Raw genomic sequence first — 9,737 nt, 5'->3', positions numbered from 1 at the left:
TATCCACAACTTTTGAATATATCTCGTAATATTTCGCTTGACAGTTCTCAGTTTCTTGTTATACTGTATTGTTACTTTATTTAGTAGTAACAGTTGGGCCCTTATCATGGAACAGAAGCTAATAGATGAAATCCAGAAGTTGGGTTTCAACAGTTATGAGGCGAGAGCTTACATAGCCCTTCTCGAGAGGAACTCTCTTACCGCGGGTGAGGTCGCAAAGCTCTCTGGAGTTCCCAGAGCACGCATCTATGGTATTCTCGACAAACTGGTCGCCGATGGTCTAGCCAGGTTAAAGCCCGGCAAGGTCAAGAAGTACGGTGCAGTTGATTCCGATTCTTTTCAGCAGATTCTCACCAGCAAGAATGAGAAACGATATGCTGAGCAGAATAGCGCTGTCGAACAGGTCACTTCAATCCTTCAAACACGATTCGCGTCTGCAGTGGACCAGGGGCAGTTCATAGAGGATCCCTTTGAGTACATAGAAGTCATCAAGAACCCTTATCAGATACACAGGAAGTTCCTGCAACTGTCCGAGGAGGCTAAAGAGGAAATACTAGTGTTCGTCAAGCCCCCGTATTCCGGTTCTCGCGAGCAGATTGAACAGCAGCTTGAGCAGCGCGCAGCGCTTCTCAAAAAAGGGATCGTTATCAAGGGGGTTTACGACCTTCCTGAAGATAAGCAAGCAAGGGAAATGCGATTTCGGACGATGGCTCAGGTCGTTCATCGGGGTGAACTTGCGAAAATGGTAGATGAGCTACCCATGAAGATGGCTATCTTCGATGAGAGAATTGTCTTAATCGCCTTGGAAGACCCAGTTTTGAGAGAAACCTCTTTAACGACACTTTTTATCGAGCACAGAAGCCTGGCTAGAAGCTTGAAGATACTGTTCAACTACATCATGGAAGGGGCAGAGGATTACCGTGATGTTATGGATAGATTAGAAATGAAGGAAGCGATTCTCACGGACACTCAAGATTAGTGGGAGGTGAGATAACAGACTACTAAGCAGCTCTGAAACTTGATACTGTTGGCTACAACAGTTGACGCTCACCGGCATCAAGCATAGTGCCGATGAATTCGTGCATCTCTTGGATTCTTGCCATTTCGTTTAGAGAAGCAAACTAACAATTCGGAGTTCTGACTGAATTTCGAATCATCTGACAACCTTTACTTGGGTTTGGAAATATCATGTTCTACTGCAAATCATCAAATGTCAAAGCACGCTGTTGTGTGCATTTCAGGGAGGTGGTAGCAACGGGCACTAGCAATCACGAATCGATCTGATTCGCATTTGAAGGGGGAAATGATAAGTTAGGAGAAGAAAAAGAAGAAGGAGAAGCATGATGAAAAAGAGAATGCTACTTGGCGCTGTGCTGATACTGCTCCTATTCACCAGCGCACACGGGACAATCATCAATGTTCCGGGAGACTCTGCGACTATTCAGGCCGGGATTAACGGTGCCGCACCTGGAGACACAGTGTTGGTAGCTGAGGGTCACTACTACGAACGGCTCAATTTCCTGGGAAAGGACATCTTTCTCACCAGTGAATACATGAACACCGGTAGCACGATATCCATTCAGAACACGATCATCGATGGCGCAGAAAGCAAAGGCGACACCATGTGCGTCATAATGTTCTGCGCTGGCGAGACATCCAATGCGGTTGTCCAGGGATTCACTATCCAGAACGGACAAGGCTGGAAGAACGCGTACAACAGGTGGCTCGGCGGAGGGATCATGTGCATCGGGGCATCCCCGACCATAACACATAACATTGTAAAGCAGAATTCCGCCGTTCATAACGGTGGTGGAATCTGTGGTACCGACTCCTCGAATGCTAGGATAATGTACAATCTGTTCACGGAGGACTCATCCGGTGCTGGTGGCGCCATGATGTTTGCCGAATCCGCCCCGATAATCAGTTACAATGAGATAATCGGTAACTTCGCTGACACTGCGGGCTACCCGTCTGTGATGACGATGGGGGGAGGAATCCTCCTTTACAAGTGCTCCTCCGTTATCACGCACAACACTATTAAGGAAAACACTGCCAGCATTGGAGGCGGGATATGCTGCTATGTGCTCGCTACCGATTTGATCTCCTACAATGAGATATCACTCAACAGCGCAGTGGGTGATTCTGCGTTAGGCGGCGGAATCAGTTGCTTCCATACGTATTCGGGGACAATCAGAGAGAACATCATAAGTGACAATACGGCAGATGGCGGCGGTGGGATTCACGTCTACTTGTCAAACGCCGTGCCGGGAGAAGATGTTGGCATCATCAACAACATTATTACGGGTAACACAGCCATTGGTAGCACCGTTCACCGGGGTGGTGGCGGAGTGATGATGGAGTATACCTATGATGATGCGGGGTTGTTCTCAGGCAATCTCCTGGCGCATAATACTGCACCAAACATGGCAGGCGGAGCCGTCGCCTTCTGGGAAGGCTTCTTCCCGGTCACAGGAAATACGATAGCGTACAATAGCGCCCTTGCGGGAGGCGCGCTGTATGCCTATGCGACAGCTACTACAACGATTTATGTGAAGAACACCATCTGTTGGGGCGACACCGGAACCGCCGCGGGGCCTGAAATTTGGAGCGTGTCTAATGCCACATTTGGGGTGACGTATTGCGACGTGGAAGATGGCGATACACTTGGAGGTAATATCGTCTGCGATCCCGCGTTCTGCGATCCGGCTAACGGTGATTACCACTTGAACGATACCTCCTGCTGCGTGGGAGCAGGTGAATGGGGAGTAGATATCGGAGCTTACGGAGCTGGATGTTCGACGAGTCATATCTGCGGCGACGCTGATGCCAGCGGAGGAGTTGATATTGACGATGTCGTGTATCTGATCCAGTACATCTTTGCCGGCGGATCAGCACCCGACCCGCTTGCCTCAGGAGACGCAGACTGTTCGGGAGCGATTGATATTGACGATGTTGTCTTTCTAATATCGTATATTTTCGCCGGAGGCAGTCCACCGTGCGATCCGAGCGATGATGGGACTCTGGATTGCTGACAGCCGCGATTGTGCAATTCCGTGGCAGATCATGGCAGGCATCCAGCGTTGTCATTCCCGCGCAAGAGCTTGTTGAAAAGAACGCCGAACAACGTCATCTCTGAGAGCGCATTGGAGCGGTTCTGCCAATGTAATTCGTTCGACCTCGTCGAACCGCGATCACAGATCGCGGCCACAGGACCGTTCGGAATGTGGTTGCTGTATGTCCCCGTGCACCGACACCTGCAACCGGCTAATCTGGAGTCGATTTGTCACAATAGTAAAAAAATCGACCACACTGCCGACAAGGTAAATAGGGATAACGAGCGAAATATCGACCCATGTGAGTCAAGGACATATGACATACACAGTTGATGAACTCAGGAGCATGCAGCTCTCCGGAAATTTCAAAGGACTGTTGCTTGCACTAACTGCGCCGGATGCATTCGTACGCGCAGAAGCAATGTCACGTCTGACAAGATTTCAGAATGAAGCGGTTCTCGAAGCTGCGATACGATTTCTTGAATCAGACAACGATTTCAACGTGCGCAGTCAGGCATGCGTTGTGTTGAGAAATTTCCCGCATCGTGAGGAATCCGTCGACGCATTGCGGGAAGCCCTAAGAGACACGCACAGACTGGTTCGCAGCAAAGCGTCATTTGCTTTGGCGCAGTTGCGCGCGCGAGATGCGCTCGATGATGTGCTCGCAATGAGCGCAGAAGGTCTCGAACCCGATATCGCCGATACAGTGAATACGTCTATTGAGATCCTCTCGACTCCCGACAAGAGCGAGACACTTCTGAAGCTTGCCGGCGATGCAGATGTTGAGGGCATAGGCAAGCTGTTCGACTGCATGCTGAAGCCGGATCACGAAGAGATCGAGGCGGGACTGACATCCAAGGGCAAGAATCGCATGCTCAGTGTATTCAGAGAGTGGGAGTCCGACGGTCGTCTCACAGCTCTCGACGCCGATCCCGACAAGTATCGCACGGCGCGCAAAGTGTACGCAGAGAAGCTGATTGACGCGTTTTGATCTCGCGTTCATCGCCACGATTCCATCGAACCGATTCCACCAGAATGTGTACAATCCTCCGGCTGATCGATTTCTAAATTGACAGCAGCACGATTTGGCAATAGATTGGCCATATTCTGGAGGAGATTTTATGAAAACAGCATTGGTACTGGCCCTGACGATACTCATCGCTCCCATGGCATTCGCCGGCGATAAGGATAGCGTGGAGGCTAATCCCGCAGCTTACGCAGATTCACAGGTTGTGCTCCAAACGGCGCTCGGCGATATCGTCCTCGATCTATACCCTGATGTCGCACCACAGCATGTTCTCAGCCTTACAAAACTTGTCAATATGGGATTCTACGATTCGCTGATATTCCACCGAGTGATAAAGGAGACTTTGATACAGGGTGGTTGCCCCAAGGGGGATGGCACGGGCGAAGGACCGTGGAAAGTGCCTGCTGAACTGTCTGATCTGCAGCATGTTGATGGCACACTCGGAATGGCGCGAAAAATCGCACTCAACAGTGCAACGAGCCAGTTCTATATCTGTCTACGGCCGATGCCATTTCTCGATGGCAAGTATACTGTTTTCGGGCATGTCGCTGACTCATCATCACTAGCTGTAGCACACAAGATTGGCATGATGGAGACGACCGGCAAAGTGAAGCCTCCTGCGAAGCCTGATTTTCCGCTCGATCCAGCCTATATAGAAAGAGCTTATGTCAGGGGCAAACCTGCTGCAAAATAACCGGTTAAAGCCTAATTGCAAATGGGGACGAACATTTTGCACTTAGTAAACGTTTTCGAAATTGCGATGTTTTTGATGTCTTAATGCGGACAGATTCGTATACTAAATGTCTGACAGGGAATGTGTAGCTAAGGATACTCATGACTACTTTGTTATCAACGATATTCGTGCTCGGGCTGCTGATTTTTGTCCACGAACTCGGGCATTTTCTCGTCGCAAAATGGGTCGGCATAAGAGTCGACAAATTCTCGCTTGGATTTCCGCCAAAGCTGATTGGATTCAAGAAGGGCGACACGGAGTATTGCATCTCTATCATTCCGCTCGGCGGTTATGTCAAGATGGCCGGGGAGAATCCCGACGAAACCGAGAACACGGGCGCGCCATATGAATTCATGTCGAAGAGTCCCTATCAGAGGGGGATGGTTATTATCGCGGGGCCATTGATGAACTACGTTGCCGCCTTTGTGATATACTTCGCGCTCTTCTTGATTCAGGGCGATCTCATGTATAATAGAGATAATGTGGTTGTCGGGAATGTAGTGGAGGATTCTCCTGCCGCTCATGCAGGGTTGCAGGCTGATGATGTTCTTCTGTCGGTGGATGGTGTTTCCTATGCGACATTCTCCGAGCTTTCCAAAGCCATTTCGGCGAAAGTGGGTGAGGAGCTGACGCTCGAATACAAGCGCGGAGATGAGATTCGGACCTTAAGCCTTGTGACATCAATCGACACGGCGATGTCGATGAAGGGGAAGAAACAAGCTGTCGGGAAGATAGGGTTTTATCAGAAATCGTGGTGGGAACCGATAGGTTTCGTTGCTTCGATTCAGCGGGGAGCAGAACGAACGTGGGAGATGACTACGATGATATTTGGATTTCTGTGGAATCTGATATCGGGGCAGGTATCTCCGAAATTGATTGGTGGACCGCTATTCATTGCAGAAATCTCAGGTGATGCCGCAAGGCTCGGGGCTGCGGCTCTATTTGAGTTCATCGCGATGCTCTCTGTTAATCTCGCTATACTCAACATCCTGCCGATACCGGTTCTCGACGGCGGACACCTTGTCTTCCTCGGCATCGAGATTTCGAGGCGCAGACCTATGACGCTGAAGCAACGCGCGGCAGTGCAGCAAGTGGGACTTGCTTTTCTGATAACATTGATAGTGTTTGTTACATATAATGACATAGTGCGGTGGTTCACCTGGTGATCTGCAAGAGCAGATAGGGTGAATGATCGCTGGCTCAAACAGCTCTGGCAATTGCTCGATGGCGAAGAAGAGAGAAACAAAGTCGAAGAAGGATCGCAGCCCGAAGGTCAAGAAAGGGTCGTTCGATGAGATTCTCTCATACGTCAAGTCCCTCGCTATCGCTTTTCTGATGGTTCTCCCGCTCAAACACTTCGTGATCGAAGGCTATCGGGTTCCTACCGGATCCATGGAGAACACGATCCTAATCGGAGACTTTCTCCTTGCCAACAAATTCATCTATGGAGCACGGATACCGTTCTCGGATATGCGTCTTCCAGCCATCAGAGATCCTCGACCGGGCGATGTCGTCATATTCAAGTTCCCGCTTGATCCGAGTCTCAACTATGTAAAGCGATGTGTTGCTGGGCCGGGACAGACTGTCCAATTGAAGAACAAGGTAGTGTATGTGGACGGGAAGAGATTCGAAGATGATGCATTCACCAAGTATTCGGATATGAGCGAACCGGAGAAGGGAAGTCAGGCGTGGAATCGAGATAATTTTGGGCCATATAGGGTGCCGGCGGACCAGTTCTTCATGATGGGAGATAACAGAGATCATTCGTATGACTCCAGGTTCTGGGGTTGTGTGCCGAGGGAGAACATCCTGGGCAAGGCACTGTTCTTATATCTTTCGTGGGGTGAAGATTCAAATGCCCCTGCGATCTCCTTGTCGAACCCACTCAGTATGACACACTCACTTTTGTATAACTTTGTCAACTTTTATGACCGAGTCAGGTGGAACCGGCTCGGGATGCCTGTATCATAGCCACCCTGTATTTACACTATCATGAAACAATCCCCGGTGAAGAGAGTATTATATTCTGAAGTGTTCATTGAAGCTTCGCCTGTGAGGGTTGTGTATGATGGGTGATAGCTCAAGGAATGTGAATCGGAAAGTACGCTTTTCTCTAACGCATAGTCAGGCAGGTAACGACATGACTTCTGCAACGTCAAAGAGGATCGGGTCTGTAATCTGGGAATACGTAAAGCTGTTCGGCAGTGCGCTGATTATAGCTCTGATCATAAAGACATCCTTAGTGGAAGCGTACAACATTCCGTCCGGATCGATGGAGGACACGCTTATGACCGGTGACTTCATCCTCGGAAACAAGTTCGTGTATGGTGCCAAGATTCCTCTGCTGCCGATCCATCTGCCTGCATTCGACGATCCGGAGCCGGGCGATATCGTGATATTCAAATTTCCTCGAAACCCCGAAGTCAATTATATCAAACGCTGCGTCGCCGTACCTGGACAGACTGTTGAGATCCGAAACAAGTTGGTTTACGTCGACGGCGTTCTAATCGAGGATCCTGAGCATTCCAAGCACACTGACGCTCGTGTTAAGCCGCAAAGTTCCTTGGATGGAATCAGGGACAACTACGGTCCGGTGAGGGTGCCTGATGGTCAGTACTTCATGATGGGTGACAATCGCGACAATTCCTTTGATTCTCGCTTCTGGGGCTTTGTGCCAAGGAGCAATGTCATGGGGCGCGCAATGATTGTCCACTTCTCCTGGGTGCCGGATAGCCATGCACCCGGCATCGACTGGAGCGATCCGATTTCGATATTCAAGTCTTTGAGCTACAACATCGCAAACTTCCATAGACGAGTGCGCTGGCAACGCATCGGAAATCTGGTCGGTTAGCTTTCAGGCAGCCCGCCCGCATCGTCTGATCTAATTCCTTAGAAATGAGTCGTTTACGTGCCTCTCCGATCGCGGCAGGTCTATTAAGGGACTAGTTTGCTCAAGTTTCTGTTGACCAAAATCAGATAAAGTGTAACTTAGCCGGGATGATCGAGGATAGATTGGACAAGATTACACTGAGCGCTGAAGGGCTGACCCGCCGGTTCGGCTATCGCAGAGTCTTTGATGGACTCCAGTTCGAGTGCTCCGCTGGTGAATCTCTCTGCATCGCTGGTCCAAATGGTTCTGGCAAATCGACTCTGCTGAGGATAATCGCCGGATTGCTCGCTCCCACATCGGGGGAAGTCAGACTTCTTGTGCAGGGCAAACCTGCGGACGAAGCTGTGAGACGCAGTCTTACGAGATTGGTCTCACCTGAAGCCAACCTGTATGATGAGCTGAGCGGTTTTGAGAACCTCGGGTTTCTTTGCAGCGTGTCCGGCAGGAGTTGCACTCGCAGTGAAATGGGAGAAGTCCTCGACCGGGTAGGTCTTAGAGACAGAGGCAAGGACCTGTTTGGAGCTTATTCATCCGGTATGAAGCAGAGACTCAAGTATGCAGCCTCACTGCTTTCTTCGCCTCCGGTATTATTGCTCGACGAACCGACTGCGAATCTCGATGAAGTTGGCAAGGAGATGGTTTATGGCGTAATGCTAGAGCAACTGAAGAACGGGTTGCTGATATTCGCAACTAACGAAGAAGACGAGCTGAGATTCGGGGGTAAGTTTGTCCAGCTGGGTTAGAAGAGTGCTGGCATTGACTGCCAAGGATATCCGGTGTGAGCTCCGCACGCGATATGCGCTGAATGCACTGGCAATGTTTGCCGTGATCACTTTGATCGTAGTCGGCTTGACCATCGGTCAGGAGGTTGTCTCGTCGTCACTTCATGCTTCATTCATCTGGATAATCATCCTGTTTTCATCGATGCAGGCGCTCGCTGCAAGTTTCATCAAGGAGGAGGAGTCGAAGACGGCGGATACGCTTCGAATATTCGCCGATCCGGGAGTAGTCTATGCAGGTAAACTCCTCTTTAGCCTTGCCCTGAGCGTATTTCTTCTGGTAATTCTTGTGCCGCTTTACATAGTTCTCATGGATCTCGATTTGCCATCGGTATCTCGCTTTCTTCTGGTTGTTGCGCTCGGGTCCTTCGGTATCGCGTCAGCGACGACAATCATAGCCGCGATTGTATCGAAGGCGTCGGTTAAAGGCGCCTTGTTTGCGGTCCTGTCCTTCCCACTACTGCTTCCGGTGCTGCTTTCTGCTATGACTGCGACAGACATCGCGCTCCAGGGAGGCAATCCGGCTGACATGTGGAATTACATAAAAATTCTGATAGCTTATCCAATAATCGTGATAACACTGTCGTATATTTTATTCGAATATGTCTGGAGTGAATAGATGACCATTTTGAAAATCTTGCTGTTCGTTTATATGGCGGTAATGATCGTCTTTAGTTTTACAACTCCGCCGCCCATGTCGGGCTCTGGCATTGATGACGTCGCCTACATAACTGTATCTGTGTTCAACGGTGGGCCGTCTATTATGCCGGTGGATGGTTCAAAAGACCTAAATGGGAATGGTATTCTGGATATCACGGATCTGGTAGCTTTCAAGTTTTCAACTGGTCCGTCATGGGCACCTGCATCAAGGATATTCTACTATCATGTTCCGTTCGCATTCGTGTCGTTTATCGCGTTTGCTCATGCTATGGTGCAGAGCATCCTGTATTTGAAGAGAAAGGATCCCATCGCAGACAGCAAGGCCGCCATGGCCGCCGGGCTCGGATTGATGTTTTGCTTCGCTGCGACTGTCTCCGGCTCTATTTTTGCCAAAGTTGCATGGAGCACATATTGGAACTGGGACCCGAGGCAGACCTCGATTCTTATTCTGCTTGTGATTTACGGGGCGTATTTCGCTCTGCGGCAGTCGATTGCCCAGCCCGAAAGGCGAGCCTCGTTCTCAGCGGTATATTCGATACTTGCCTTCGTCACCGTGCCGTTTTTTGGATTTATCGTTCCACGAGTATATCAATCG

The 9,737-nt window shown here is 49.9% G+C and carries 10 protein-coding genes; all 10 read left to right on the top strand.

Features of this window, described 5'->3' with window-relative positions:
- The first annotated feature begins 106 nt into the window (after positions 1 to 106).
- Positions 107 to 979 carry a hypothetical protein gene (locus tag KKH67_12850; protein MBU1320069.1) on the top strand — a complete coding sequence of 291 codons (873 nt, stop codon included), beginning with the start codon at positions 107 to 109 and terminating at the stop codon, positions 977 to 979.
- A 364-nt stretch (positions 980 to 1,343) separates the two neighbouring features.
- Positions 1,344 to 3,032 carry a hypothetical protein gene (locus KKH67_12845; protein ID MBU1320068.1) on the top strand — a complete coding sequence of 563 codons (1,689 nt, stop codon included), beginning with the start codon at positions 1,344 to 1,346 and terminating at the stop codon, positions 3,030 to 3,032.
- A 337-nt stretch (positions 3,033 to 3,369) separates the two neighbouring features.
- Positions 3,370 to 4,044 carry a HEAT repeat domain-containing protein gene (locus KKH67_12840; protein ID MBU1320067.1) on the top strand — a complete coding sequence of 225 codons (675 nt, stop codon included), beginning with the start codon at positions 3,370 to 3,372 and terminating at the stop codon, positions 4,042 to 4,044.
- Positions 4,045 to 4,174: 130 nt separating this feature from the next.
- The gene (locus KKH67_12835) at positions 4,175 to 4,774 is read left to right on the top strand and encodes a peptidylprolyl isomerase (protein MBU1320066.1); all 600 of its coding nucleotides are present in this window, start codon (positions 4,175 to 4,177) and stop codon (positions 4,772 to 4,774) included.
- A 140-nt stretch (positions 4,775 to 4,914) separates the two neighbouring features.
- Positions 4,915 to 5,979 carry an RIP metalloprotease RseP gene (gene rseP, locus KKH67_12830; GenBank protein ID MBU1320065.1) on the top strand — a complete coding sequence of 355 codons (1,065 nt, stop codon included), beginning with the start codon at positions 4,915 to 4,917 and terminating at the stop codon, positions 5,977 to 5,979.
- 58 nt (positions 5,980 to 6,037) lie between these two features.
- Positions 6,038 to 6,784 carry a signal peptidase I gene (gene lepB, locus KKH67_12825; GenBank protein MBU1320064.1) on the top strand — a complete coding sequence of 249 codons (747 nt, stop codon included), beginning with the start codon at positions 6,038 to 6,040 and terminating at the stop codon, positions 6,782 to 6,784.
- A gap of 169 nt (positions 6,785 to 6,953) precedes the next feature.
- On the top strand, positions 6,954 to 7,664 hold the full coding sequence (gene lepB / locus KKH67_12820; GenBank protein ID MBU1320063.1) for a signal peptidase I: 711 nt from the start codon (positions 6,954 to 6,956) through the stop codon (positions 7,662 to 7,664).
- A 161-nt stretch (positions 7,665 to 7,825) separates the two neighbouring features.
- Complete coding sequence (locus KKH67_12815; GenBank protein ID MBU1320062.1) at positions 7,826 to 8,446, top strand: ATP-binding cassette domain-containing protein; 621 nt, start codon at positions 7,826 to 7,828, stop codon at positions 8,444 to 8,446.
- Complete coding sequence (locus KKH67_12810) at positions 8,430 to 9,101, top strand: heme exporter protein CcmB (GenBank protein MBU1320061.1); 672 nt, start codon at positions 8,430 to 8,432, stop codon at positions 9,099 to 9,101. Before KKH67_12815 ends, KKH67_12810 begins: the two co-directional genes overlap by 17 nt.
- A partial coding sequence (locus KKH67_12805; GenBank protein ID MBU1320060.1) for a cytochrome c biogenesis protein occupies positions 9,102 to 9,737 on the top strand: 636 nt, incomplete at its 3' end.

The organism is Candidatus Zixiibacteriota bacterium, from assembly GCA_018820315.1.
GTDB lineage: Bacteria > Zixibacteria > MSB-5A5 > JAABVY01 > JAHJOQ01 > JAHJOQ01.
The sequence above is the reverse complement of the archived record's forward strand: the minus strand, read 5'-3'. Positions and strand labels throughout refer to the sequence as shown.